The following is a 24,941-nucleotide window of genomic DNA, read 5'->3' on the forward strand; positions in this document are numbered from 1 at the left end:
TATACATACAGTATATAGGTGATTTTTGCAATTTTATTCACTATGTATTTCTACTAATGAAAACTATGCGGAGGCGTTTAGCCGGCTAAACGGCAAATTTGAATCGCTTAACATAATCTATATTATGCCTTTTAGATCACTTTTAGCCACATTTAACCGCCAACATTCCAAATCCACGTTCTTTCATATGGCTGGAGCTTCACCTAGCAAACGTGCACGACGTGCCTCATAATCGATACCCCATTTTTAATCGAAGGGCTTGGGCATGTCTTACGACGATTCGCAGGAAAAGTACTTTGAAGCTACCCTTACGGAGCTTTCTAAGCAGGCAGCAACGCTGGTGATCCAGGGGTGGGGGCGTGAAGCCGCCGCCGTCAAGGTAGTCACCCGCTTCGTCAATAGCAGCGAGGCGGCAGGCGATGTTCAGGGCGTGCTGCAGACCCTGGAAGAGAACCAGCCCATCACGGTTGCCGGCAAGGCATCGCAGGTTGCGCAGATTGCCAACGAAATTAGACATATCGTCGAGCACGAGTTGAGCAAGGTCCTCTCCGCTGACTAGAAGCTGGCAGTTGCACAAGCGTCGCCGCTGTCACCACCAGCGACGTAGGACCGCAACCGATAGCAGGCCTCTACGTCCTCGCCAACACTCTGCATTATCAGCACAATGGAGACGATGATGACCATCAAGGACATTCACGTGGTTCCCGCGGGCGAAGGGTGGGTGGTTGAGGCGGCGGGCGCCGGAAAACGCGGCCGCGATGGCCAGCTCCGTGAGCGCAATTCTTTCGGCAATGACCCGCGAGACGTTAAGGGTTAAGGGTTAAGGGCTAAGGCCCATGGTCCGCGCTACTCCAGCGGTGCTGGACACCCTGAAACCGATGCTGCTCACGCCGCGAAAGGCTGTGCCGCGCGACGCCGGCTGGCTCGTCGAGCTCAAGTTCAAATACGTACCCCGTTCCGTTGCTTTTCCCAACACTCTTGCCAGAGAGTAACCCGTTGCGTTTGCCGAAGACAGGCGTTGCGATTGGGGTCAGATTGCAATTCTCGCGAGCGCCGGGAAGCGCAGCGATTCGAATCTGTGACAGCAGGGTTCATGCCAATCCCAACGGCTGCGTGCTATCCAAACCGAGATGCTTTATCTCTGAAATAATAGACAGCTCCAACGCCGTTCTGCCCCACCCCAGGAAGTCCTCATCGCTCTCATCGAGTGATGTCGCATTCCCATGAACTAATTTCGAGCGCATCACATACAATTCTTTGAATCGTTCGCGGATTGTATTACGACCTTTTATATTGTTACCAATTAGATAAGCGCAGCGGTCCGCTAATGTGTGAGTAAGACTACCATTACTAGTATCATCGCCAAACAGAGCTTCCAATCCAATGCAGGTCTGTAAAAACGCGAGCGTCTGATTCTCACTAACATAAGAATCGAAACACCACTCCGTTGCGGCTCGAACCCGTTTTGCCTCCGGCGAATCACTAATCATCAAGAGCGACGGCAAGCGAAGTACGCTTTTCAGTGCTGAATGCGCACTCTCTGCCGCAACTGCCTTTTTCCAATTCTCACTATCGGTATCTGGCCTTGCCTTTTCGAGTAGACGGCAAACATCCATTGGTAAGGGGGCTTTCGCGCCCTTCTTCGAAAGCCGATCCACGTAAACAAGATCAAACTTCTGAACAGCATGCTGGCTAGAAAGAAAGAATCCCAGACTCCCTGGAACGTCCTCCACTTTCAAGACGCGCTTGGAGATCAATTGCTGCAAAGCAGTCTTAAATGATCCGTAAGCCGTCTTGACGCCGCTTGTCTGCAGACCCCTCCCGCAATATCCAGCTACAACCGTTTGAAGAAATACCGTCCTTTTTTCCGTCTTAGAGAAAGCCGACAATAAACTGCCAGTGCCTGAGAAGAACTCCGGAAGCTCATCATACTTATCAAAGACTTTGATTCCAAATTCTTTAGAGATTTCAATCTCGCTAATTTCGTCTCCAAAATTTGGCATTACTAGGTAGACGTCATATTGCCTAGGTATGCTATCAAAGTATTCAGCCAAAGCACGCTCAAGCTGCTCCAGCTGACCCTGGATAAGGACTTCGGAAAGCCTTGTTGCAGGCGTATCTTTCTGATCTTCTAATATCTCGCGTATATGGTCTAAAAAAATAAAATAGACATCTTGTGAAGATATCCACTCGCGTTTTTGTTTCACAACCTCAACAGCAAGCGCGTTTACAGCGGTCGCCCATGAACTGTATATCGGCCATCCGTTTTCAATCTCACAGCAATCAATGCTGGCCGCTATCAGGCGCCGAATATTCGCCATGGCTTTTGCATGCATGCTCGTCTCCCCACGCTTTTTCCTCACATTACAGAAAATGCTACCCGATTGGCGCCGCTTGTGCGAGGCCCCGCAAGGCCCGATGCCGCGCAATCGATTCTCTCGCCAGACTTGGCTCAAGGTCGGCAACGCGTAGTAGGTGCGACTGGGTTGAGCTGCGGTTCTTGGGAGGCGACGCCAGATCCGTGAGGTCGGTCAATGGCAACACCTTCAAAGGTGCACATAAAAGTTCGACGGATACCGCGCATTGGCGTCGACCGGATCGGCCCCTTCTGTGCGAACGAAGAATGGTGCGGACTGCACCGACTGGTTTCCCGAACTGAAACAGGGTCTTCGCGCCCTTGCCGGCGGCTGCGTGCTCGATGGCGAAATCTGCGTCCTGGACTCACTCGGCCGCGCCGACTTTGAACGTTTGCACGCGCGTGCGCAGCGCAAACGATGGTACAAAGGTGCGGACCCCGTGGTGTTCTGCGCCTTCGACCTCTTGGTTATTAAGGGAAGCGACATCAGGCAAACTCCCATTGAAGAGCGCAAGCAACGGCTGGAGTCGCTGCTGAGCGTCAGCGGCGAGTCCTTAAGCATGCTCTACGTCCAGGCCATCCCCGACCAAGGCGAATGGCTCTACCGGCAATGTATCGCGCTCGGCTTAGAGGGGGTTGTTTGTAAGCGCGCCGGTTCGACTTATCAGTCGGGGGTTCGGTCACCTGATTGGATTAAAGTGAAGGTGCCTGGAGTACACGAGCACGGGGCATTTAAACGAGGCGTGGCGCCAACGTTGCTATGAATTTGGCCGCCCATCAGCTGACCTAACGGCTCCGCGCTGCATCCGCATTGACGCGCTCGATCATTGCATCGATGACTTCACGAGATTTTCCTTCACGCTTCATCTCGGCCAGGGTGACAGCCATGGCGATACACCGCTCAGTAATTTCAGCTGGTACCTCAAAATATTGCTCTAGCGCTGAAACGGCGTCCTGAGGCAAGAAGCAGGCAGGGCCTCCGAGCACCACGCTATCTGAGTCGTCTTCTAGCAAAAACACCCTTACCTCACCGTCCTCCATACTCCGGCCCAATCGCGGCACAGCCCGTGTATCGGACATGGCTGCATCCACCAGTCGCTTCCCTTCATCAAGGGTCACCGGTTCAGTCACCATCTGCAGGCCCTCGCCTGCCATCACAAAATTTAGGGAAAGTATTGTCATAGTCTTCGCGTATGTCCCAACCTGCGGCGAACTGCGAAAAGAAGCTGAGTTCCACGGCCAGTCCGGCGCACGGTTACCGATCTCAACTCCGCGACCGCCTTCTCGCCCACGAACGAGTTGCTTCCAGCGAGTTACGCGCCATTTTCGCCTGCTGCTGCCAGCGCCGCAGGCAACGATAGCACCGCAACAAGGAACCAGCCCCAAGCACTCCACGTGGCCTCAGAAAACGCGTGCCACCCGAGATTAATCGCCGTTGCCAGCACTGCGATGACCGCGACGCGCATGATTTGCTTCATTTGCGCACCCCAGCCACGATGCCAGCTAGCGTCACCATGAAGACGCCGCCGACGACTACGAATCCCATAAAGCTCTCATTCGCAAGATGGTCCCCATATCTCCATCCCGCTTTGAAGACCAAGACCCAGGATACGGCCGCTGCGAGGACCAGCGCGATCAGCGGCAAGAGGACTATTCGAAATGACTTGAGCATAGGTATGGCGAAGCGGATGAATGCCACCCATTCTAGCGGTTCCACCGGAATGTCAAATGCCAGAAAAAAGCAAAACCGTCATTCTTAGACTGGAATCACACCGTACGCGGCCAGAGCGTCAAGCACCTCGTGCGGTGGCCTTTTGTGTCACTCGGTGAATAGCACCGAAGCACGGACTTCCCACCAACCCTCCAGTACTGTATGTTTATACAGTACTGGAGATTCGACCATGGGAAACACAAAGTCTGCTGCCGGTTGTCAGTTTGCGACCCCCTCCCCCGCCGATCGCCCCACTGTTCGCCAGGCTGCTCGCCGTCTGCTAGACGCGCTCACGTGCCTCACTGCCGGCACGGAAGCTGCTGGCTTTCACGGGTGGGAAAACGGCGATGGCGAGCCTGTTGGCGACGCCATCGAAGAGGCGCGACGAGAACTGGAGGTTCTGCTGGCTGAAACACCCCACGCTGTTCAGCTTCTAACAGGTGCCGACTTTGACGCTGACGCATTTGAAAGCGTATGGCGGTCTGAAGCGGTTCAGCGCGCCGGTCGCGACTATGGCTTTCGCGGCGTTGCGGAAGCGGTCTGGGCGGCCGCACTTGAACAAGCCCGGGTACCATTGAAACCCCCTCCACGGAGCTAGGCAATGTGTGTGAACTACTCCCCTGTCCAACGACAACTCTTGCGCGATGTGTTTGGAGTTGAGCCCCCGGATGCAGAGTGGCGGTTGGACGCCTGGCCCGACTATCCGGCACCAATCATCCGTGCAGCAAGTGACGGCGCACGCGAGGCCATTTTGGGTTCATTTAGCATGGTCCCGAGAGGAAAAATGCCACCTGGCGTCCGCTACTACCCGACCGCCAATGCTCGTACCGAGACTATCGGGAAGCTCAGTTCTTTCGGCAAGCACTGGAATGCGGGGCAACTTTGCTTGATCCCAGCGCGGGCGTTTTACGAACCCAACTGGGAGACAGGAAAAGCCGTACGGTGGAAAATCGGACTGCCTGACGACGAACCGTTCGCGATTGCCGGCTTGTGGCGGGCGTGGCCCGATGGCGCCATCTCCTTCACGATGCCGACCCTCAATGCCGACAGCCATCCGCTGATGCGCCGGTTCCACAAGCCCGGAGACGAGAAGCGCAGCGTCGTCCTGATTCCTCATGCCGAATGGGACGATTGGCTTAGCTGCAGAGATCCAGAGCAGGCTCGCACGTTCCTTCGCCTCTGCCCTGCCGAATCCCTTGTAGCCGAGCCGGCACCGATGCCTCCGCGAACCCACAGGCCTGCAGAGAGCGCTGCAGAGGAATAGGTGGCGTCCGACGGGATCTCTCGAAGGCAGAAAGCGGCCAACTTGGGACGTTAGCTTTCGCGTCTGCAAAACAATCGAGTGTCTGAAGTACCCTGATACCTGCCCGCGAAGCTGCGACATCTGGACTGGCGGCAACGGGCATGAACCGGTCAATTCAGATCAAAGCGACTCGATCGGAACGCCGAGATCGCTTAGGACGAGGAAGTGCCACGGCGCGGCATGACCAAGTTCGCTGAGACGGCTCTCGATCGCCTCCTTCGCCTCGCGCGTCGGCACGACTACCGTCACCTCTTCTGGCGTGATGGGCAGCCCCTCGGTGAGGATCCGCCACTCCCTCTCCCACGTGAAATCGACGGGGACGAGGCCGCACGGGTCGAACTTCACAAACCGATATTGAAGCGCCTTGGCCAAGTCAACATACTCGGAATCCGTCGCATAGATCACGGGGCGTCCACCCTTCGCGAACAACCAGTGCTTCTCGACCATGATGCCGTACGGCTGGTACTTGTAGCCGCTCTGGCCAGGCCGCGCCAGAAGGTGCGTCAGCGTGGCGATCGGAGCTTCGGAAAAGCAAACGCAATTGTACGAGCCCTTAATCATGCCGCTGGCACCCCGTAGCCGCTTCTGCTGCAAGATGCTGATTAGGTTTTCGAGGGCGTCCATCCGCGGCGCGGTTGATTCTTTGGTTTTGGCTTTCGACAGGTGGATCAGGCGGTCGCTCAGGTCGAAGCGCATGAGATTCAAGGCATGTAGAAGGAAACGATATCTTGCCAGAACCGGCACCACAGGTGACAAGCCACCACCATCTCATCCGTTCGCGTCGAACCTATCTGCCACCCGTTCGCGTAGGCCAATGCAGTTCCGCAGCACGCGGCGCGACACGCCCAGCGTAGCGGAGAGAGCCGCAGCACGGCAACGCGTCTTCGTTGCGCTCTGAGAGACCACGGCTATGACAATGGCCCTTCGGGTCATTGTCATGCACAGTGCATCGCTTCGACCAAGCGCGCAACTTTTTATCGACGAACGGCTTTCGGCGCCTAACGAGCGGGCTTGTCTGTGCGTGCGTCGGTCTGGCACACTTCTCAAGTCACCACAAACGGGGAAGACGATGTCCGTGTTGCACAATGGGCCATTGAACATCGACCTCGTCGCGCTTCACGAGGAGCGCTGGGTCGAACGGGAAGCATTTCATTGGGTGATTACCGGACGAGCTCCCCAAAAGTCTCAGGACCGCGCGGTTTGACTAACCTATGGTCGCCAGAATGCACGGCTTATCCCTGCCACCGAACGTGGCCCCCAAAACCTGAGTAGCGACATGCTCGCAGCCAATCCACAGGCTACACCGAGCAATATTAGAGCTGGCTCGTTGGTCCTTGGACTATCAAAGAGCCTCAGAAGAATTCCCACCGCCATGCAGGCAATGACGGCAAACCAGTAGCGCTTCCAGTCAAGCCTGAAGGGTTCGAGATCGTGGATAGTTCGGGAGATCAACTCCGCGTCTGATTGTTCCTTACGTGCGAGATCCTCGAGGTCAAGAGTCCTGTCTTCCTCCGCCGAACTGCGGGGCTGATTATGGAAATTCCGTTGACGAACGGCTTGTATGACTAGATTTTTGTCCGGCATGTCGCCAAGGTTACGCCAGCGCGTTTCTTCCACGCCATAAGCGCGCATCATCGCGCTCGATACCTCCGGCCGCCTGAGGACCTGCACGTATCGCCCATCCAAAATCGCCAGCCATTCCTCCCCCGCATCTGGCTTGACGATGGTAATGCGGTCTGCGTCAGGGTACATCGCTTCACTCACCCACGCAGCGATTGCAGGCTGGTCGTGGGCACGCATGAACGCGACACGGTGTTTGCCCTCATGCGCGCAGAGAATTCCCAAAGCGCGATACCAGATGTAGTGAACGTTATCTATCGAACCGAACGTTTCCGCATATTTCTTGATACGGCTAGGGACTTCAGCAGCAGCTATGTCTTCCGGTTTTCCCTTGATACTCGCCCCCAACACGAACCTGGGATCGACAAAGGCCTGGAATGGGCGGCTATGGCCCTCCTCCCACCTCAAGAACGGGATGACAACTTCCAGGAACTCGTCACCCCAGAAGGCGCACGTCCCCGGCCCTCCCATCCAATCATTCAGGTATGCCTGCCCAACGAAGCGACGCGCATGTCTGTCAAGGCTGATCTTCAATTCGCAGAGTGCCGCTGATGCTTCCAGCATGCCTGACGACACGCCAAGACTGAGCTGCTGCGGTACGACAACTGATAGATCTGTCATAGAGAATCGTGGATCCTGGCGCTTATGGAACGCGCACGGTTGGTGTTTAATCCACCGCGCATAATTGTTTGATGCAAATCCGGTTGATGGCCGCTTCCGCGGCCATCTCTTTCGACTGCGTTACCGCAATTGAACGGTCACCTTCAGGGACGCTCCGTTCGATCCGCTAAGCGACATCGATTCCGACTTGCCGCTGGCCAGGTTGAAATGGCTCTCGGCACTGGCGCTGTCAACGTCCGGCAGTTCGATGTAGCAGCCACCCTGCTCCACCTTGTCCATCTTGCGAAGGCGCGTGTCGACCGCGACAACGTTCGCAATCACGCGCGTTCCATCGTTGATCTGCTTGGGGTGCACGGTGACGGTCGTTCCTTCGAAAATCGTGGCACGCTCGATGCTCGGCTTACCGCTTTCATCCATCTTGCAGGATCGTGCGTAGCTAATCGTCCTGCCGTTAGAGGTAACCGAAGGCGCGAGGGTCGACACCAACGCTTCTTGCTTCCCCGACGGGGTCTCGATCGAGAGTGTCATGGACGGTGCACCCACGTTTGCCGCCATCACCGTTGCCGCTGCAGACAGGATGCCCGCAAACAGGAGAGTCTTCTTCATAATCGTTCTTCCTTTTTCTTAGTTGACAGGTACTGCTTTACGCAGTCTATTCACTATCGGCTCAAGTCAAGAAAAGGTTGAGGGTACGGAGCAATCCTCCGGTTGATATGTACCTTGCAATGGAATGGGGAGAAGCGCAATGGACGCCAAAACAAAGCCACGACAGTTTCGTACCGAAGAAAGCCTCCAGGCAGAAAGACGTAGCCGGAATTTCGTCAAGCCCTTCCTCGAATCGAGGGGCTTTGCTGCCGTTGACGACAACAGACGTCCGGTAGGCGAGGCCGAATCACAGACCGTCAGCGCGACTAGCCCCACAGGGATACGCGTCTCGGCCCGAGTTCGATTGTGCTGGCGATATCAGCGCGGAAAGCCGGAGACCATTTCAGCCGCCCAACTGCGCGCACGCCTTACGGACGATGACTGGGATCTCACGCTTTCTGAAATCCGAGACAGAGCAATGGAATCTGGCGTGACCCATTTTCTCTTGCTACAGCCACGAGACGATGGCTTCGATTTTGCCGCCCTTCTGCCCGTTGCCGAAGTTCCTCGGATCTGGAGAGCACAATGCGAAATGAGCGAATCCCTGATTGCTGCCGGAAAGCTCGGGCGTATTCGGAAAAACCATGCGAAGAATGGCGGCAGCCCAACGCTGTACCTGATGGACGCGAGGACGCCGGACGCCCACGCGGTGCCCGACGTCCTCTGGTCGTGGCCGGGTGTAAGCGACTTGTGCTCGTTGCCAGAAATTGCGGGGGAGTCGGCTCTCGGCTTGATTGATGACACCCTGGACGACCTGCAGGCGCCGCCGCCTGCTGCAGCCGGAAGCGATAGCCCTGAGAGAACAGTTGCAGAGCGCTCGTTCGCGAAACGCGATGACCGCGTTCGCCGGCAGGTACTGGAGCGCGCAGATGGCGTCTGCGAGAATCCGGCGTGCCGCATCAATGCGCCCTTCCCTAGCTTTCTGGACGTGCATCACATATTCGGCGTCGAAACTAGCGACCGAGTGTGGAACTGCGTAGCGGTCTGCCCAAACTGTCATCGAGCCGCACACTACTCCCCGAACAAAAATGCTATCAACGAGGAACTGCTGAGAGTCGCCTCTCGGTCAGCCGAAAACCCGGCAAAGTGAGCGCATTTGGCACTCAAGAGACGGCGCCGTTTCGCAGCTGTTTCGAATTTCGATCTCTACTACGCGTTCGACATCCTCACGCTCCTTAAAGGACCCAAACGTTTGATGCCAATCCACCGGCAACAACTTGGCGCCAGTTCATCCCTAGCTGGCGTGAATGCAGTGGCCGAACCATATGCGATCGTTGGCCGAGAACATGAATGGCTTCGACGGGCGCTCCACATACTCGTCTATCACCAGTAGATACACGTTTGAGCCACCACTGCCGCTGAACGGTTGAATGGTAACGGCTTTGAACGAGTTCATTTCAAGTCGCCCGTAATCCACAACCTGCGGCTGCTGGCTCGCGGCGTAAGAATTCTTAAGCTCCCCAATCCCGCCAGCCATGAGACCTGTCCGCCGGTGCACGGAAAACGTCTTCCCCTTGTAAAAATCAGCGCGGGTCCGGTCATTTTGGTCGGCTTCGTCAAATCGCTCCACAGTACAGCGATAATCAGGGCCATATTCCTGCGCTGACGCTCCAGACATGCCTATGTGTAACCCTACGGCAACGGCTATTCTGAGAGACGAGATCTTTCTTGCCATGCTCGCTTACCTTAGCAGTGAAGGGGAGCCTACGGGAGGCGCGCCGAAGTTATCGAGAGGCACGAATATGAGGGCATTCCTTCCCGGATAGCTCACAACAGCGTGACCGTCCCAAGTAATCAGGGTTCTCGGGCCATCGGGCGCATCACCGAGAAAGACGGTACCCCTGGGTTCATATGTAGCTCGATCGAGTGCTACCAGTTCTCGACTATTGCGATTGACGGACAGCAACAATTCCCCATCGATGGCCTGCGACAGGGGGTCAACCCACCGGAATGGCATGCTCGAAGCATTTGGCTTGAATCTAATGTCCGGGAGCGCTGTCCCCGTTTGACCATCCAAAACACAGATGCCGCGGTTTGACTGCATCATGCCGACATACACACGATCGTGCCGTTCATCGTAGGTGATGCAAACGGGCATGGCGTCGTCCGCGCGGCCATCTACCACCTCCGCGAGCTGCGATTCGGCTACGTATGTCCGACGAGCAAGGTCGTAGATCGCCAAATAGGAGTTCGCGTGTGGATATCCCTTAGCATCGATACGACCACCGCGTTGGATGCCCAAGTAGAGTAGCGGAGACGATGGATGCCGCAGAATCGAAAGACAACCTCGGCCGCCCTCCGGATAGGGCACCGTCTCCAGTGCGTAGGTGGCCGTGTCAATGACGTGGAATTGATTTAGCCGATTGCTCGCAAAATAGACTTCCTTCTCGTCCTTGGAGACCGCGAGCTGACCTTCGCCGCCACCTGGCACAGGAATCCTTCTGACAATCGCCTGCGTTGCCAAATCAATAACCAGGATTACGTCGGAGAAAACCTGGCCAACAAAGAGGCGTCCATCGGCCACAACCAGACTGCCAGGAGGATGGCCTCTAATTTCTCTCTTGCCGTCCGTGAGCACATCATACTTGTCCAAGTCGATGGTGCGCACGATGGATTTGGTTACCGGATTGACAATGGAAACGCTGCAGCCTGCCCAGTTTGCGGTGATGATGAAGTCGCCGTAACGAAGCAGATCATGGGGCCCTGTGCCTACCGGGAACGCATAGACGTCGCCACCGTCGCGCCCGCTCAATTCGAGCGGAACCTCAGTCGTCGCTGCCAACGCGGTCCTCTCAAAATCTTCCAAGGAGGTTATGAGAGTGATATTCGTTCCTCGCGCTGCGTCATGCGCACCGGGCTGGAACCCCGCTTCACTGATCAGGATGCCCCGATCGGCGCCAAGGTCATCAATGATGCCTCGGAGGGCCATCACTTTTTCCTTCGGCACTCGATGCTTCCAAAGCTTGCATTCGATGACCCAGGTGCAGGGAATGCCAGAACGAACGAACGTTGCGTAGACGTCGACGTCATGCGTCGCACGCGCACCTTTAGCTTGATAGTCCACTTGGGCATTGCAGCCCAATCGCCGGAAGACTTCCGCAGTGGCTTCCTGATAATGCCTCCAATCCAGGTAACTCATACCTTTGCCCCTAGCCCGAAGGCAGCTGGGCCAGCAATCTTCGCCCTGTCCAGCTTGCGGTGAATAAGTGAAACCATCGTGAGAATGTCCAGCGCATCCAGTTCTGTCATGGGCCAGTTCGTTTTGGGGGCATGGGCAAGGGGATTACGTACGGCCCCAAACAGCCCGATCAGCAAATTCGCGAATCCCCGTTGCTCGCTTTTTTCGGATTCGGTCGTCAATGATCCGAGAACTAGAATCGGCTGTTGGCCGGCAAATGCCTTCGTTACCAGATCCGCTCCATCACCGGTCAGGCCAGACATCTGGCGAATGCGTTCCGCCACGCCTTTCGTAGCCTCGAATACCGCGTGGAAATAGTTTTCGTCCACCAACTCGGCTCGACAGTAGTTGAAAACTTCGTCGTGAACAGCCCGGCTTTCCAACGCTGACCTAAGCCGACCAGCACGTGCACGTGCCGCGTCTAGTGTGGTTGCCTTATCGGCGTGCCCCACCCTGCCGTCATCACGCACGAAGTATCCAGAAAATGCCAAAACGACATTGAGCTCATTGCGCCGCCATGCAAAGGTTTCCGGATCCTGGGCATAGTTCACGGGGTCCATCGCGCGGTTGACAAACATGATGAGATGGTTGCCCACCTGGTGCTCGTTCTGGGCAGTGGCCAGCGCGTTGAACAGCCGCTTCCACTTGGTCGTGCCAGGCGAGGGGTCCCCGACACCGATCTCTTGCAGCAGTCGTCCGATCTGACTGCCGCGCAAACCGTGCGTGGTATCGGCCAAAACGCGACAGGCAGCTTCGAGATGCTGCGAATTGAATGGAGCGATTTTTGTCGGCAAATCTGCCTCCGGCAAGGTTGAACAATGTTCCTGGTGTCGCGCGTGCAGGAAATTGGTTACTTGAAAGCAGCCGCAAGAGCAATGAGAGAGACCAACAGTGAAGCGAGCGAGACGACCAGAGATACGATGGCAACAAGAAGTCCCGCTGTCGCCGACATCCTCGAATAGTAGAAGCTCCGCATCCCTTCTATGGTTTTTGCGACCTCTTCGATGTCACGGTCTGCAGGAAAGGAGTTCTTGTACTCGGCATGCACCTTTGCCTCAATTGCCTCGTGGAACTCGCGGTTCCACCCGTCCGACCATCGAACAAAAGCTCGCACCAGCTTGCGCTTCATCATATGAGTCTGCCGTCAGTCGTCCCGCATATGCTTCTCGTAGGCATGCGCGTGGTATCCGCACAATCCACCGTTGTCTTGGTCGTCTTGGCCGAGTGCCTCTTCGCAAATGGTGCATTTTTTGTAGTCAAGTTCGGTGCCGCACCAATAGCATTGCTGCTCACCGACCACAAAAGTGTCATGTCCACACTCAAGGCAAGTTTCTACGGTAGGATCGCCGCCGTCTTTGTAGTGCCGATAGGGTGTGTTGGCAGTGTCGAGAGCATCAATCATCAGCGGACCAATCAGGTCCACGTACCCGCAAGAGAAGCATTGATAGCGAAAAGTCTCGTCGTTGGACTCGACCGTTTGCCTCTCATCCAAGTCTTCAGCATTGGGGCGCAGTAGCGACGAACCACACTGCTCGCATTTGCAGGCCTTGCGCCATGGTTTCATGCCCGTAGGCACACCAGCGCCTTCCCATTGCGAATCACCCTCTGCCAAGGTCCGAGAAAAGAAGGCGTGGTGTCTGAGCATGATGGGCCATGCCGTACCCAACAGGTCCGCTGGCTGAGCGTTCAGTTGCTTCTCAATGAAATCTCCGAGCACAGGAAAGAGTTCTGCCACGAACTCTGCAATTTCGCCGAGGGAGTTGGCCGGGTGAAGGTGCTCCAGATGGTTTCGACAGGCCTGAAGCTTGTCGATCGCCGTCCAGTCCATCTCGATCTCGAACGTCTCGAAGCGCTTTCGGATCGTTCCCACATCAATGGTGGTCTTGCGGAGTTTGCCTGGACGCCATTCGACCCCGCCGGCGTCGTTGCGATGCGGTAGGACTTCATTCGTATCGAAGATCAGCTGCAAGGCATCGTCGGGATCCTCCACACAGATCGCGATCTTGTACTTGAAGAGGAGTAGCACTCCCGAGAAAAGGTTGCGCGCCGCGGAGAGTGCACGCGCCGGATCGCCACCCTGCTCGCCAGGCGCTTGAGACTTCTCAAAATCTTCGATCCCCAGACGGATCGATGTCACAGCATTTTCCTTGAGCTTATCGGGATCGAAGGTTTGCATACATTCTCTTTCTAGCACCCAAAAGAAAAGCCTCCCGAAGGAGGCTTCCGACAAATTGGTTTGAACTTAACTAGCAACGCGAATGCGCCTGCCGGTCAGCACAGACCCGCGCACCGTCGGCTCTTCAATCGTGCCGCGCCGAGCCGCCGTAGTGCGTGTCACCAGGGCGAACGCCGCCAATCGCGCACGAATGACTTCCGGCGATTCAAACTGCCCGTTCTTCCGAACGCGACGTGTGGTATTGGCTTTCATGGTTCCGCTCCCTGGGCTGCGGACAATTCGTCGCGCAGGTCCCGTTCAAGTCTCTCAATTTTACCTTTTTTCTTGACTTCGCGGTGAAAGCCAAGTTCCTTGTAATAGGCAACCAGTTCCGGTATCGGGCGTTGCAGCGAAGCCACCGTGCAGCCGAACGCCGCAGCGCAAAATTCCAGATACCGAATCGCCACTTTTGCTACCTGCCCTTGCAGGGGGTTGGGTTCGGGCGCCCGGCTAAGCAGGTGGATCGAGGCAACAACATGGCCATTGCTGATGCGACCCAGGATGAGCGCGCAAAGGACTGGAGGTCCCTCAGTCCCTTCTGCATAGACCGCCGCTTCGACGCGGCGCGGGCGACGTCGCGCACGCGTGAGTTCGCGCTCCCACGACCAGCCGGGGATGAAGCCACCCACAATCCACTTATCGGCGTCCGCGACATCGCGCCGGGAAATCGGTCGAAAAGCCACGCGAATACCCAATTCGAACGACAGGGCTTCGCTGGCCGATTGGCCAGCCAGTTCCCGACGCAGTTCGCAGCGAACCTCGGCATCCTGCCATTCGGCACGACTGGCGGCCATCCGGGAGGTGGCAGACGTCACGGACGTCATAGCGCGTTCCTTTACCCAATTATCCTGAGAATCCGACCCACTAACTGTGAGACAGAATCCAACCACTTTGAGACGTCTCAAAAGTGGTCGAATGCGCCCATTTTACCACCCCACCCCTGGCGGTCACGCCGGAATCACCTTTTTTACGGTTCTTGATAACCTTTCTTATCAAGAACCATGAAAATAAGGTACGGGTCACCTAGCATCCCGCACACGCCCCGGCCTATAATGTGACCCATTCGTGTGTGTACCGCGCCAGCGCTGGGCTGGCGGGTCCCGCCGCGAGCCAAACCACTCCACCTCATGGCCTTCCGCGACCCTCAAACGCTGCAGCAGCTGACCCGTGCCCACTTTCACGCCGCCGCTGCCGCGTGGCAGGCGGGGCGGCGAGCGGCCTCGCTCCGATCCACCACCAACTGGAACGTCGAGATCAACGGGGACTGGTACCCCACCAAGGCGATCACCGGCGTCGCCCATGAACTGGCGGGCTTTGGCGAACTGACCCGCGAAACGCTCGCCGGGGATGCCGCCCGCCGCCGGTTGCAGGCGCTCGGGTTCGAGCTCGAGCGCCGCCTGTCCAAGGGTGCCGTGAAAGCTGACCACGTCGAAGCCGCCGCCCGCGACCTGCTTGCCGCCGGTCAAACCGAAGCCTACGAATTTCGCGGCAACCGGTGGCTCGTGCAGGTAGGAGACCACTGGTACGGATACCGGAATCTGGTGCGTCGGGCGGCCCATCGGGCTGGCCTGCCGGAGATCCGTGATACGAACCTCACCGAACCACAGGGTGGCCTCTGGCGCGATCGACTGCGCGAGCTGGGCTTTCGCCTCAGCAGCGACGAGCGCGAAGGGCCGGCGATCGTGCCCCGCGCAGAAGCCACGGCCGACGACCTGACAGTGGACGCCGTGCGCGCCGCCGCCGCAGCCTGGGATGCCAAGGACACCAGTTTCCAGCAGGCGCATGCCTCCACAGGCTACGACGTCTGGATCGACGGCGAGCGCTATCCGCCCAAGGCGATAGGGCTGCTGGCCGCCGAATTGCTGGGCCTGGCACCGCCGACTGGGTACGGCTACGGCACCATGAACGGGCCGTGGTATCGGAAGCTGGTTGCGCTCGGCTTTCCGGTCCTGCGCAAGGGCGAGACGCCGGATGGCGACGGGGATCGGGAAACCCGAGCCGCCGCAGATATCGAGGCGCTCAAGGCTGACCAGGCGCTCGATGCCACCACGAAACAGCGCCTGGTGGACGCACGGCTGGGCCAGGGGCGCTTCCGCAGCCAGCTTGAGGGTCATTGGGATGCAGCGTGCGCCGTGACTGGCGTTCGTGTCCGCGCCGTTCTGCGGGCCAGTCACATCCAGCCGTGGGCCGCCAGCAACAATGACGACCGTCTGGACCCGCACAACGGACTGCTGCTGGTGGCCAACCTCGATGCGCTGTTCGACCGTGGGCTGATCAGTTTCGCTGACGACGGCACGTTGCTGGTCGGCAAAAGTCTGCCAAACGATGCCGTACGCGAGCTCGGCCTGGCACAACTGCGCCTGCGGGATGACGTCAAGGGGGATGCCGCCCGGCGTGCCGCATTCTTGGCCCTGCACCGGGCCAAGTACAGCTACGACGATGCCGCATCAGCCTGAACCTGCCATGGTCGCCGTCTCCATGCAGGACCTAGAATCGGCCCCGTCTGAGCCAAGTCCGCGCCGGCGGCGGCGCTCCGTCACGCGTCGGCAGCTGCATCGCGGGCATTTCGGGTTCCTGCGGGCCATCATCCAAGGCCTGCACGCCCGGGGTATGTGGGATCGCTATCTGGCAGAGGAAGGCGAGATCGAGGCCGAAGCTGACGCACGTGCCGCGGCCCATGGCGGGGAAGCTGATGCCTTTTCGCGCCACCCCAAGGTCAAGCGCGTCACGGCGTGGCTGCGCGACGAACTGGCAGCGGCGGCGCGGCGCACCCAGCGCCCCAGCATGGCCCGCCTGGTGCGCGTGGACCTGCGCCAGATCGGTCGGCCGGGCGCCTCACTCCCCTCGTTGGAGGATTTTTCGGCGGCCGAAGGACTGGACGGCTTCAGTGAGGCCGAGCAGTTGGCCGCCTACCAGCAGCGGCACGGCACTGCCCTCGAGCGGGAGAAAAAACGCGTCGCCCTCATGCGAAAGCAGCTAGAGGCGATGGACTGGCTGGAAACGCAATATGCGCGCCCGGTGCTGGTGGACGATGGCTGCCGGGCCTGGCTCGCCGACACGCTGGCCAGCCGTCTGGAGGCTGCCGGCGTCGAAACGATCGGGCAACTTGTCGACCGCATCAACGGCCTTGGAACTGGCTGGTCATCTGCGCTTCCCGGCATTGGCGCCGGCAAGGCGCGCGCCGTGGAACGGTTTCTTGACGCCCACGGGGACACGCTCGCGCGAAGGGTTGGTCAGCATGTGGCTGTGCCGCGCCGGCAGCGGTATGCCCACGAACTCGCCCGCGTCGTTCCGCGATCGACGGGTCTGGTGCCACTCGACAAGCTGGTGGTGCCCGAAGCGCTCGATGGTCGTAACGGAACCTACCGGAGGCCGCAGGGGCAATGCCTGCTGTCCGCCCACAACGACTACGAAGCGGTACTGGCCTGGCTGCGGGCAAAACCTGGCCTGCCGCAGGAGGAAATCGCCCTCCTCCGGGAAAAGCGCCGCGACGTCAGTACAGTGCCGGGGCCGCTGGACTGGTTGCAAACGCTCTCCCACACCCAGCGGGCCTACCGCAAGGAAGCCGAGCGCTTTCTGTTGTGGGCCATCCTGGTCCGCGGCAAGCCCCTCTCCTCGATGTCACATGAAGACTGCGTGGCGTATCGCGATTTCCTCGCCTCACCGCCGGCGGACTGGTGCGCGCCGCGTTCCCGCGAACGATGGAGCCCTATTTGGCGTCCTTTCGAAGGACCACTATCGGACCGCGCGCGCGCCTACGCCCTCGGCGTGCTCAACAATCTGTACCGGTTCCTCGTCGACCAGAACTATTTGATGGGGAATCCTTGGAACGGCGTGCATGTACCCCGCGCCGCAGCGCCCAAGCTTGATGTGGGCCGCAGTTTCACCGAGGCCCAGTGGAGTTTTGTCCAATCAGAGGCCACCGCCCTCCCCTCGACGTCCGCCAACTTGCGCCTTCGTTTCGCCTTGTCGTTGCTGTACACCACCGGCATGCGGCTGTCCGAAGCGGTAAGCGTGACCACAGATCACCTGGAGTGGGTCAGTTTCCCCCGCGCCCTCGGCGGCGAGCCTGTGGAAGGCTGGCGTCTGGAAGTTCTAGGAAAGGGACGAAAGCTCCGGCGTGTGCCGATGGCGCCCGTCGTGATTAGCGAACTCGCCACGTACCTCGCTCACCGTGGCTTCCAGGCGGAGCCTGACCAAGGGCATTTGCCTCGGAGCGTCTATCTCCTAGGCGAGGCCACTGACGCCGACCAACTGACGCCGTGGATGATGCAGCGTCAGCCGGATGCCGCCCGAGGAATCACGCCCGACGCCTTGTATAAGCAAATGAAGGCGTTTTTCACCAGGTGTGCGGCTGCCCTGCAAGCCCACGACGAGCGCGGCGCCGAACGCTTGGCCGCTGCCAGCACCCATTGGCTCCGTCACACTCACATTTCGCACGCCCTTGCTGCAGGCGCACCACTGGAAGTGGTCCAGCAGAACGCTGGGCACGCTTCCTTGGATACAACGACGAAGTACGTCACCACCGAAGAAGCACGGCGCATGGCGGCGATGCTTGCGGTTTGGAACTCCGACCGTAGCGAAACTATGGAATTCCCCACTTCAGAGGGGTGAGTTTGTTGCCTCGAATATAAGGTCAGTCGAGCTATACGTAGAGCGTCGTTCAATCCCGAGTGGCGCACTTCGACAAGGCTTGAAATGACAATCTTCTCTCTCTTTTCCAACTGGCCAGAATTCGCGGACGTCGTCATCGGCGGCGCCCTCCTTGCCTTCGGGCTTCCTTTTGGCGGCGTTCATGGTTGGTCGCAAAAGCAGTGGTCAGTGGCGATAGCAGTTGCAGCTACCTGTGTCGGTACAGCTGTTCCAACAATGGCCACGGTCTCGGCTATCGGTCACCCTGAGGCCCTCCCCAGTGTTCTCGCGCTATGGTCTGTGGTCGCGGCGAGCGGCGCTGTTTTTGGCGCTAGATGACGTAATTTTTTGGGGGGGGATCCCCCCTTCTTGCTAGCCTTTGGCTGCCACTACGGCAAAGATTGGTCACGGCGGAGTGTCGGAGCCGACAGTCATTTTGTTGCACGTTCAGTATATAAATTCAGGTTGGCCGTTCGGTTTTGCCGTGCCTAGTCTGCAAGAAGATTCCCGGCAGGACTGTTTCTTCGTAGAAGACTGGTTGTTTACCCACGGGGTTAACGTCACGCACCCGTGCGAGATGGTTAGCATTGGCCGACTTCAAAGCGCCCGCCGTTCGTGGCCACGTATCAATGCCGGCGACTGCTGGCGCAGGAGGGCCAGGGACTGGGCGAGCTGGCGGGTGACGTCCTCTCCGCTGCGTCGATCGGGCTCACGCGTCTCCATCGGGATGAGGAATCCAATCTGACCAGATGCCAACGCCTCGAGCTGACGCAGAGCAGCGTGCAACGGGGTGGATGACGTGAAGCCGCCTCGTTTGATGACCACAGACGCCTCGTCGACCGAAATGGTCGATCCGTCCTGCAACTCAAACTTCCTGCCACGCAGGCTTACTGCCAACTGGCTGATCCGCGCCTTCGATTCGGCAAGCTGCCTTTCTCGCTGCTGTTCCTGGTCGGCCATATCCGCCTGCTCTTTCGCGATGAAGGTGAAATCGACGTCCTTGGACAACAGGGAGTTCAAGTAGGCGTAAAGCTCCTTGCCCTGCAGCTTTTGAAGGCCGTGCTTGGTCACGGCGACCACATCGGACAACCGCTTACCTGCTGCCCGGGCAACCTTCATGAGTTTGAAAATGGCAGTCACCGCCAGTGCGTTCTGCTCAGCCAGCCAGGCCAGATCCGCGGGCACCGCCTTACCATTGATCGTCTTAAAGGAAACTTTCCGCTCGGATCGCCCTTCACTATAAGTGACGTACGAGGCGTTTTTGGAGGCATCACCTACCACCGCCCGATCATCTCCCGCCGCCTCTGTGGAGAGCTTCATGAATCCCAGGGCTGCTAACAGTTTCGAAGTAAATCGAATTCTTCCGATGTTTTGAAGTTTGATTCTTGTACGGAGCTGCTTCTCGCGTTCGATAAGGCCCTGCCCTTCCAGGGTCGACAACGCACGATAGACAGTCGCTTCGCTAACTCCGACATGACGGGCCAATGTTTCCTTCTTAACGTAAGCCAATTGATGCATGTTCTTGTCGTTGAGAGAGAAACGAATCAGCGCTGCTAATACCTGACGCGTCGTGATTGAAAGTTCATTAAAGAATCGGGACTCATACGCGAGCGCGATCGCCTTCATTATTCGCGAAGGAAGAAAATCAGGACTCTCAAAGCTATTAGAAGCTTCGTGAATTACTGCATCAGATGATGCGAGGTATGTTTGCTTATTAATCGCAAAATGTGCTTCATTAACGTGCGCACTATTTGCAGAGAAAATAAGCTTCCCACCGACTGCTGTATTGGTCGTCATCGTTTGCTCATTTAGTTTTTATTCGTGAAGAGCATTGACACGATGATCTGGGCTTCCTACACTCCAGTTGCGAGCTTGAGTTTGGAAGTAAGACCGAAGTCAATGCATCACCGAGAAAGCCTGGAGTTTCCGCTCCGGGCTTTTTCATTTGTCTTTTGCAATTAGGGGCTCATAAGCGCTCCTGTTGATTCAAAAGCCACAAAAGAAAACGCCCCAGGGTTACTGGGGCGTTTTCTTTTGGTGTCTGGGATCGAGGTCCGTTTAGCCGGCTAAATGAGCCGGGCCAGGGAGACCGGTATCGCTTACCGAGCGGATGTTTGAGCGGGCCGTTTAGCCGGCTAAACGGGAGGCTTGCGAGAAAAGCGTTTAGCCGGCTAAACGAGGGCACGGCCAGCAGGTCGCCGGCGTTTAGCCGGCTAAATGGCGCTACGAGGAAGGCGGGAAGGGTGGCGGCGTTTAGCCGGCTAAACGCCTGATCGTCCTGCTGGACGTTGACATCTAGCCGGCTAAACGGTGTAGCAAAAACGAGGGCGAATGACTTCCCCATGCATTGCATGGAAAGTAAATCAACATCGGCCCCGATTAGGTGCATTATGAGGCTCTTTTTGCGGCGGAGAGGCGCTCAAGAAGCGCTTCTTTGATGCCCTCACCACTACCGCTGTTTAGCGCATCCACAGCGGCACCAAGAATCTCCAGCAATTCCTGCTTCGCTTCGCCCGATAGTGCTGCGGACGGCTGGAGCTTCAACTCGATCCCGCCGTTGGCGTACTCACGCAGCGACCCTGTCTTCGCCGACCCAACCATAATGGGGCGATTCGTCAGCGCCGCCTTGCGCTCCCGTTTCGCACCTGGCTCACGAACGAACTGACGAACAAGCGCCTCGATTCCTCGGCGCGAGACGTTCTCGTCGATGACCTTGTCTACGAGTGCAAGCAACTGATCGTCATCGAGCAGAGACATATCCCCAATCTGCCGCGACAACTCAGCCGCAACCGTGTAGGGGAACGCCTCGCTGTGCTCCGCCATCCGATCGGTGACCTTTTGGGGAAACTTTCCATAGGACAACATATTGCTAATCGTTGCCTTGCTCTTATCGAGGCGATCTGCCAACCAGTCCAACGTGGCATGGCCACCGTTGACTAGCTCGGCCCAGCGCAGACCTTGGTCGATCTGAGAAATCGGCTCAGTGGCGGCAGTGCGCTCAAACGATACCGCATAGAATTCTTTCGAATCGTTGGGATCGACGTCCCGTTCAAGCGCCCAGAGCTGATCCCATCCCAGCTTCTGCGCACTCTTGTAACGAGTTTCGCCATCGACGATGAACCAGAATCCCGCTTTTGCAGGATTCTTCGTGATAAGAATTGGTGACTCTTGACCGTCGGTCGACATCTGGAGGCTTAGCTCCTTGATGCGAGCAGCCGTACGATGAAGCCGGGCATTCCATGGATGCGTCTCTAGTCGCTCCATGGCGACAGTGAAACCTCTAGCGGCACCGTCTTCCAACGGAACCGACGTCGCGGAAACCGATGCCGTCACATTACCGTCCGCTTCGAGAGCGGCGGGTTGCGCAGGTTGAACCGTCGCAACAGCACTTGCAGGGGCCGCGACGCTGCCGGCCGATCGCTTGGGAAACGCGGCGATCTTGAACCCGCCGCCAGGCACAGGTGCTCCGGCCGGTGTATCGCCACCTGGCGTAGCTGCTTCGGCAACGGGCGGTGGCTGGAAGGAACGCTTTCTTTCAGTCATTAGTTAGTCGCCCTCCTCGACTCGGGAGCGTCGTCGAACAAGCCCGGCGTTTCGCCACGTGCGAACGCTTCTTCGGCGATGTTCATCACAAACTTGCACACGTTTCGAATCTCTTCGTGCTGCCGTTCCAACGCGCGTGTCCAACCTTCAAACGTAACGGGCAGCACTTCTTCGAGCTCGTGTCCGATGTCATGCATCAGCGAACGCGGGAAGCGTTCGGATTCTCCGACGTGCGGGGCGATCGGAACATCGTCACCGAAGGACCGCTGCAGGGCGCTCATGACACGGGCGCTACGGCTGTTGTTCGCCTTGAAGAAATTGGGAACAGCGACGACCTGAGGAATCGGCAGTTGCGACTCCGACAGACCCGTCAGCTCGTTGGCCAGGAAACTCAGTGACTTCACGGTCAGTGCATCGAGGCGAACCGGAATCAACAGCAAATCGGCTGCAACGATTGATGCGCGAGACACGACAGACGTAGACGGCGCGTTGTCGATCAGGATGATGTCAATATCCTTGAGGTCACTGTCGGCGTGCGCTGAAATCCAATTCCGCAGAAACTGCTCGCGGTTGGGTTGTATCGACAGTCGATAGCCCAACTCGCCAAGCGTAATGTCAGCAGGTACCAGCTTCGGCCCATGTTCGCCATACGGCTTCACGATGATCTCGGACAACGGCAGAATGTTCTTTTCCCCATTGGCCGGATACAAAGCGTTCAGGAAGGTATGCTTCACGAGCCATTGATTGGGCTTGCCGGCGTCCGGGACTTCGTCTGGCTGGAATCCGTTCATAACGGTCAGCGACGCTTGGTCGTCCAGGTCGATCGCCATCACGTTATAGCCCTGCAGCGTGAGCTCAGCAGTGAACTCATTCGACAGGGTGCTCTTGCCAACGCCGCCCTTCGGGACGTAGACGGCGATGACAAGAGGGCGCTTGAATTTGACCTTGCCGCGATGGCGTTTGGACTTCGCCAATTGGAGGATCTGTTCGAGGGAATAGACAGGACGTGTAGTGCTGCCTGCCGGAACCCGATCAGGGACAATCCCTTGTTCTTCGATCATTCTGCGGACGGTTGCCTCGCTGACGTCCAGCATTGGGACGATGTCTGCAAGACGGTACTTGTTAGTCTTGATTGGCACTTGGCAATCCTGAAAGGGTTTTTCGGCAAACCAGCACGATTTCCCTATCATAGCAAAAATGGACAATAGCACACGAAAAATTCAATCCGCAGCATTGTTGCGCTGCACAGCGAAACTACGCTGTTAGATCGTTCTTTCACTTTAGATGGTGTAAGCCGCTTGCTTTGGCAAAACTCCATCACATAATAAGTATCTTATAAGGCATTTTATGACCGACATCTAGGCCAGCCCGGCCTCGAGAACGAACCGAGAGGTTGGATTCTTCTTGGCGGTCGAGATAAGTAGCGAGTCGCGCGCCCTAGTTACGGCTACATAGAATAGGCGCCGCTCTTCACTCTCAGGGCTATCGCTATCGGGTGCGATGGTTTCTTCGGCTCTAACTATGGCGACGCTATGCCACTCACGTCCCTTCGATGCGTGCATCGTAGTCAGGACGAGTGCATCGGGCGCCGGCTCATTGTTCTTTCGTCGCAGAAACTCCAACCGATCTACGAAGGAGCCAGTGAGCTGGTTGAGAACGTCGTAGCAGGTGTTGATGGCCCGCTTCCCGGCATCCTCAGATACGTACCTAAGCATCCATTCGCGAACCCCATCTAGGGTCAACGCATAGAACTCGCGGTCGCAAAGGGCGCGCCACTCGGCCAGCCGCTTCAAGAAGTCTCGGTACTTGTCCGCTGTGTGCTCGGAGATGCCGGAGTCAACCAGGTCTTTTTTGCGGGGGGCGGCGGTCTTGCCGTCCGACGCCTCCTGGGCGTGAAGTTGTTGAAGTTCATACGATCCGATGCCCGAGTATCCAAGCAGGGCATCCACACCGGTGGTCTTCGACCTTTGGATCAACTCCAACATGTTGCCCATCAACGCTGCTTCGGGACGATCAAGAATGGACTTGCCCGCGGCACGGTAGTACTTCACGCCATGTGATCGGCATACAGCCTCGACAGGGTCAAGGATGCGATTTGTCCGCGCCAGCACTGCTGCAGTCTTCCCAGTTCGCAAGGCGGTTGTGAGCGTCTCGACCGCGGCAACGGCTTCTTTGTACTCGTCATCGAATCGTTTGAATTCGATAGAGCCGCCGCCGCCGCGATGAGAAACCAGTTCCTTTGAGATGCGCTGAGTGTTGTTTCGGATGATCTTGTCGGCCGCCGCTAGTATCTCGGAGTTAGATCGATAGTTCTTCCCAAGTACGATTGCTCGCGCTCCAAAGTTCTTGATAAAGGCTTCCATGCCTTGGTAGCCGAGGGCATCGCGAAAGCCAAAGATAGTCTGATCGTCGTCGCCGACAACGGAAACCACGGATCCAGCGGCAGCATGCAAAGAAGTCCAACGTGACTGAAGGCCGTCACAATCCTGGTACTCATCGACCAATAAATAGTTCACTGAATACGGTCGAATCTCGCCCTTCAGCATTCCTGCTACTGCCATGCGAAGCATGTCTTGGAAGTCGATCTTTCCATTTCGTGCCAACGCAGCCTGGTACGCCTCGAAAATCTGCGCATCTACAGTGCCCGGCGTCGGATCACTCAATTGAAGTTTTGAGCGTTCGATGGAAGCGAGAGCGTCCTCGATTTTCCAGTCAATGCCACGCTCCTGAAGGATCTGGCCGACGATCGCAGCACGGACGCCGTCTGTAACGATATCCGTCAACTTTCCTCCTGTCTTCCCAAGCTGCTTGTAGGCGAGAGAGTGAAACGTACCAGCGACCAGCCGCTTCTTTGCCGCCGTGCCGGCCAGGGCGAGAATCCGGTCACGCAACTCCACGGCCGCATCCTTGCTGAACGTGACCGCGCCGACCGTAACCAGAGGATCAGCCAATAGTGCTGCGGCCTTGGCCGCAATGGTGGCGGTTTTTCCAGCTCCGGGTACCGCCACTGCTACGCAATGCCCAAGGCAGTCGACGACTTCCCGTTGCGACGGATTCAAACTGGCGAGTACATCTGCGAGGGACATGGCGGTTCGTGTTACTCGAGTGAAATGCGAA

At 57.5% G+C, this 24,941-nt stretch carries 24 protein-coding genes and 1 pseudogene; 8 read left to right on the forward strand and 17 right to left on the reverse strand.

Going from position 1 to position 24,941, the window contains the following annotated elements:
• Positions 1-265 precede the first annotated feature (265 nt).
• Positions 266-559, forward strand: coding sequence for a hypothetical protein (locus ACO550_RS26345; protein ID WP_315595516.1), 294 nt, complete (start codon positions 266-268; stop codon positions 557-559).
• A gap of 114 nt (positions 560-673) precedes the next feature.
• Positions 674-817 carry a hypothetical protein gene (locus tag ACO550_RS26350; RefSeq protein WP_315595517.1) on the forward strand — a complete coding sequence of 48 codons (144 nt, stop codon included), beginning with the start codon at positions 674-676 and terminating at the stop codon, positions 815-817.
• A 274-nt stretch (positions 818-1,091) separates the two neighbouring features.
• Here the strand turns inward: ACO550_RS26350 and ACO550_RS26355 are convergent, their stop codons facing one another.
• On the reverse strand, positions 1,092-2,336 hold the full coding sequence (locus ACO550_RS26355) for a HEPN domain-containing protein (protein ID WP_315595518.1): 1,245 nt from the start codon (positions 2,334-2,336) through the stop codon (positions 1,092-1,094).
• A gap of 238 nt (positions 2,337-2,574) precedes the next feature.
• Here ACO550_RS26355 and ACO550_RS26360 point away from each other — a divergent pair.
• A pseudogene (locus tag ACO550_RS26360) lies at positions 2,575-3,120 on the forward strand (ATP-dependent DNA ligase); the annotation flags it as partial.
• A gap of 22 nt (positions 3,121-3,142) precedes the next feature.
• Here ACO550_RS26360 and ACO550_RS26365 read toward each other — a convergent pair.
• A complete protein-coding gene (locus ACO550_RS26365) occupies positions 3,143-3,538 on the reverse strand; it encodes a hypothetical protein (RefSeq protein WP_315595519.1) in 396 nt (131 codons plus the stop codon).
• A gap of 131 nt (positions 3,539-3,669) precedes the next feature.
• Positions 3,670-3,834, reverse strand: a complete 165-nt coding sequence (locus ACO550_RS26370; RefSeq protein WP_315595520.1) for a hypothetical protein — start codon at positions 3,832-3,834, stop codon at positions 3,670-3,672.
• A 423-nt stretch (positions 3,835-4,257) separates the two neighbouring features.
• Here ACO550_RS26370 and ACO550_RS26375 point away from each other — a divergent pair, with 423 nt between their 5' ends.
• Together ACO550_RS26375 and ACO550_RS26380 are read left to right on the forward strand one after the other, a co-directional pair.
• Positions 4,258-4,665: a hypothetical protein gene (locus ACO550_RS26375; protein ID WP_315595521.1), complete on the forward strand. Its 408-nt coding sequence runs from the start codon at positions 4,258-4,260 to the stop codon at positions 4,663-4,665.
• Between the two features lie 3 nt (positions 4,666-4,668).
• A complete protein-coding gene (locus tag ACO550_RS26380) occupies positions 4,669-5,331 on the forward strand; it encodes an SOS response-associated peptidase (RefSeq protein WP_315595522.1) in 663 nt (220 codons plus the stop codon).
• Between the two features lie 159 nt (positions 5,332-5,490).
• Here ACO550_RS26380 and ACO550_RS26385 read toward each other — a convergent pair whose 3' ends face one another.
• From ACO550_RS26385 to ACO550_RS26395, 3 genes are all read right to left on the reverse strand, one after another.
• Complete coding sequence (locus ACO550_RS26385) at positions 5,491-6,066, reverse strand: hypothetical protein (protein WP_315595523.1); 576 nt, start codon at positions 6,064-6,066, stop codon at positions 5,491-5,493.
• A 513-nt stretch (positions 6,067-6,579) separates the two neighbouring features.
• Entirely contained in the window at positions 6,580-7,611 is a 1,032-nt protein-coding gene (locus ACO550_RS26390; RefSeq protein ID WP_315595524.1) for a hypothetical protein, read from the reverse strand.
• Between the two features lie 120 nt (positions 7,612-7,731).
• Positions 7,732-8,217 (reverse strand): hypothetical protein, encoded by a 486-nt coding sequence (locus ACO550_RS26395; RefSeq protein ID WP_315595525.1) that lies wholly within the window; start codon positions 8,215-8,217, stop codon positions 7,732-7,734.
• Between the two features lie 139 nt (positions 8,218-8,356).
• Here ACO550_RS26395 and ACO550_RS26400 point away from each other — a divergent pair, with 139 nt between their 5' ends.
• Positions 8,357-9,346, forward strand: a complete 990-nt coding sequence (locus tag ACO550_RS26400) for an HNH endonuclease signature motif containing protein (protein WP_315595526.1) — start codon at positions 8,357-8,359, stop codon at positions 9,344-9,346.
• Positions 9,347-9,490: 144 nt separating this feature from the next.
• On the opposite strand, the gene ACO550_RS26405 is transcribed toward ACO550_RS26400, so the two are convergent.
• From ACO550_RS26405 to ACO550_RS26435, 7 genes are all read right to left on the reverse strand, one after another.
• Positions 9,491-9,931 carry a hypothetical protein gene (locus tag ACO550_RS26405; protein ID WP_315595527.1) on the reverse strand — a complete coding sequence of 147 codons (441 nt, stop codon included), beginning with the start codon at positions 9,929-9,931 and terminating at the stop codon, positions 9,491-9,493.
• 6 nt (positions 9,932-9,937) lie between these two features.
• Positions 9,938-11,395 (reverse strand): restriction endonuclease, encoded by a 1,458-nt coding sequence (locus ACO550_RS26410; RefSeq protein WP_315595528.1) that lies wholly within the window; start codon positions 11,393-11,395, stop codon positions 9,938-9,940.
• A complete protein-coding gene (locus ACO550_RS26415) occupies positions 11,392-12,228 on the reverse strand; it encodes a TIGR02391 family protein (protein ID WP_315595529.1) in 837 nt (278 codons plus the stop codon). Before ACO550_RS26415 ends, ACO550_RS26410 begins: the two co-directional genes overlap by 4 nt.
• Positions 12,229-12,284: 56 nt before the next feature.
• Positions 12,285-12,566 (reverse strand): hypothetical protein, encoded by a 282-nt coding sequence (locus ACO550_RS26420; RefSeq protein WP_315595530.1) that lies wholly within the window; start codon positions 12,564-12,566, stop codon positions 12,285-12,287.
• 12 nt (positions 12,567-12,578) lie between these two features.
• Positions 12,579-13,610 carry a hypothetical protein gene (locus ACO550_RS26425; protein ID WP_315595531.1) on the reverse strand — a complete coding sequence of 344 codons (1,032 nt, stop codon included), beginning with the start codon at positions 13,608-13,610 and terminating at the stop codon, positions 12,579-12,581.
• A 66-nt stretch (positions 13,611-13,676) separates the two neighbouring features.
• Positions 13,677-13,862 (reverse strand): hypothetical protein, encoded by a 186-nt coding sequence (locus ACO550_RS26430; protein ID WP_315595532.1) that lies wholly within the window; start codon positions 13,860-13,862, stop codon positions 13,677-13,679.
• Positions 13,859-14,473: a hypothetical protein gene (locus ACO550_RS26435; protein WP_315595533.1), complete on the reverse strand. Its 615-nt coding sequence runs from the start codon at positions 14,471-14,473 to the stop codon at positions 13,859-13,861. The genes ACO550_RS26430 and ACO550_RS26435 overlap by 4 nt, the downstream gene beginning before the upstream one ends.
• 303 nt (positions 14,474-14,776) lie before the next feature.
• Here ACO550_RS26435 and ACO550_RS26440 point away from each other — a divergent pair, with 303 nt between their 5' ends.
• Together ACO550_RS26440 and ACO550_RS26445 are read left to right on the forward strand one after the other, a co-directional pair.
• A complete protein-coding gene (locus tag ACO550_RS26440) occupies positions 14,777-16,105 on the forward strand; it encodes an HNH endonuclease (protein ID WP_315595534.1) in 1,329 nt (442 codons plus the stop codon).
• Positions 16,106-16,259: 154 nt separating this feature from the next.
• Positions 16,260-18,263, forward strand: coding sequence for a phage integrase family protein (locus ACO550_RS26445; RefSeq protein WP_315595535.1), 2,004 nt, complete (start codon positions 16,260-16,262; stop codon positions 18,261-18,263).
• Between the two features lie 615 nt (positions 18,264-18,878).
• Here ACO550_RS26445 and ACO550_RS26450 read toward each other — a convergent pair.
• The 4 genes from ACO550_RS26450 to ACO550_RS26465 all read right to left on the reverse strand — a co-directional run bounded on the left by ACO550_RS26450 (position 18,879) and on the right by ACO550_RS26465 (position 24,910).
• On the reverse strand, positions 18,879-20,078 hold the full coding sequence (locus ACO550_RS26450; protein ID WP_315595536.1) for a helix-turn-helix transcriptional regulator: 1,200 nt from the start codon (positions 20,076-20,078) through the stop codon (positions 18,879-18,881).
• Positions 20,079-20,669: 591 nt separating this feature from the next.
• A complete protein-coding gene (locus tag ACO550_RS26455) occupies positions 20,670-21,824 on the reverse strand; it encodes a ParB/RepB/Spo0J family partition protein (RefSeq protein WP_315595537.1) in 1,155 nt (384 codons plus the stop codon).
• Positions 21,824-22,963, reverse strand: a complete 1,140-nt coding sequence (locus ACO550_RS26460; RefSeq protein WP_315595538.1) for a ParA family protein — start codon at positions 22,961-22,963, stop codon at positions 21,824-21,826. Before ACO550_RS26460 ends, ACO550_RS26455 begins: the two co-directional genes overlap by 1 nt.
• A 219-nt stretch (positions 22,964-23,182) precedes the next feature.
• Positions 23,183-24,910 carry a UvrD-helicase domain-containing protein gene (locus ACO550_RS26465; RefSeq protein ID WP_315595539.1) on the reverse strand — a complete coding sequence of 576 codons (1,728 nt, stop codon included), beginning with the start codon at positions 24,908-24,910 and terminating at the stop codon, positions 23,183-23,185.
• Between the last annotated feature and the right edge of the window lie 31 nt (positions 24,911-24,941).

Source organism: Cupriavidus sp. (genome assembly GCF_057315035.1).

Bases quoted from the DNA above. Each gene is read 5' to 3' on its own strand.
- ACO550_RS26375 (WP_315595521.1), top strand. From the start codon at position 4,258: ATGGGAAACACAAAGTCTGCTGCCGGTTGTCAGTTTGCGACCCCCTCC.
- ACO550_RS26420 (WP_315595530.1), bottom strand. From the start codon at position 12,566: ATGATGAAGCGCAAGCTGGTGCGAGCTTTTGTTCGATGGTCGGACGGG.
- ACO550_RS26405 (WP_315595527.1), bottom strand. From the start codon at position 9,931: ATGGCAAGAAAGATCTCGTCTCTCAGAATAGCCGTTGCCGTAGGGTTA.
- ACO550_RS26450 (WP_315595536.1), bottom strand. From the start codon at position 20,078: ATGACGACCAATACAGCAGTCGGTGGGAAGCTTATTTTCTCTGCAAAT.
- ACO550_RS26410 (WP_315595528.1), bottom strand. From the start codon at position 11,395: ATGAGTTACCTGGATTGGAGGCATTATCAGGAAGCCACTGCGGAAGTC.
- ACO550_RS26365 (WP_315595519.1), bottom strand. From the start codon at position 3,538: ATGACAATACTTTCCCTAAATTTTGTGATGGCAGGCGAGGGCCTGCAG.
- ACO550_RS26435 (WP_315595533.1), bottom strand. From the start codon at position 14,473: ATGACGTCCGTGACGTCTGCCACCTCCCGGATGGCCGCCAGTCGTGCC.
- ACO550_RS26425 (WP_315595531.1), bottom strand. From the start codon at position 13,610: ATGCAAACCTTCGATCCCGATAAGCTCAAGGAAAATGCTGTGACATCG.
- ACO550_RS26400 (WP_315595526.1), top strand. From the start codon at position 8,357: ATGGACGCCAAAACAAAGCCACGACAGTTTCGTACCGAAGAAAGCCTC.
- ACO550_RS26370 (WP_315595520.1), bottom strand. From the start codon at position 3,834: ATGAAGCAAATCATGCGCGTCGCGGTCATCGCAGTGCTGGCAACGGCG.
- ACO550_RS26445 (WP_315595535.1), top strand. From the start codon at position 16,260: ATGTGGGATCGCTATCTGGCAGAGGAAGGCGAGATCGAGGCCGAAGCT.
- ACO550_RS26350 (WP_315595517.1), top strand. From the start codon at position 674: ATGATGACCATCAAGGACATTCACGTGGTTCCCGCGGGCGAAGGGTGG.
- ACO550_RS26380 (WP_315595522.1), top strand. From the start codon at position 4,669: ATGTGTGTGAACTACTCCCCTGTCCAACGACAACTCTTGCGCGATGTG.
- ACO550_RS26455 (WP_315595537.1), bottom strand. From the start codon at position 21,824: ATGACTGAAAGAAAGCGTTCCTTCCAGCCACCGCCCGTTGCCGAAGCA.
- ACO550_RS26355 (WP_315595518.1), bottom strand. From the start codon at position 2,336: ATGCATGCAAAAGCCATGGCGAATATTCGGCGCCTGATAGCGGCCAGC.
- ACO550_RS26385 (WP_315595523.1), bottom strand. From the start codon at position 6,066: ATGCGCTTCGACCTGAGCGACCGCCTGATCCACCTGTCGAAAGCCAAA.
- ACO550_RS26390 (WP_315595524.1), bottom strand. From the start codon at position 7,611: ATGACAGATCTATCAGTTGTCGTACCGCAGCAGCTCAGTCTTGGCGTG.
- ACO550_RS26440 (WP_315595534.1), top strand. From the start codon at position 14,777: ATGGCCTTCCGCGACCCTCAAACGCTGCAGCAGCTGACCCGTGCCCAC.
- ACO550_RS26465 (WP_315595539.1), bottom strand. From the start codon at position 24,910: ATGTCCCTCGCAGATGTACTCGCCAGTTTGAATCCGTCGCAACGGGAA.
- ACO550_RS26430 (WP_315595532.1), bottom strand. From the start codon at position 13,862: ATGAAAGCCAATACCACACGTCGCGTTCGGAAGAACGGGCAGTTTGAA.
- ACO550_RS26395 (WP_315595525.1), bottom strand. From the start codon at position 8,217: ATGAAGAAGACTCTCCTGTTTGCGGGCATCCTGTCTGCAGCGGCAACG.
- ACO550_RS26345 (WP_315595516.1), top strand. From the start codon at position 266: ATGTCTTACGACGATTCGCAGGAAAAGTACTTTGAAGCTACCCTTACG.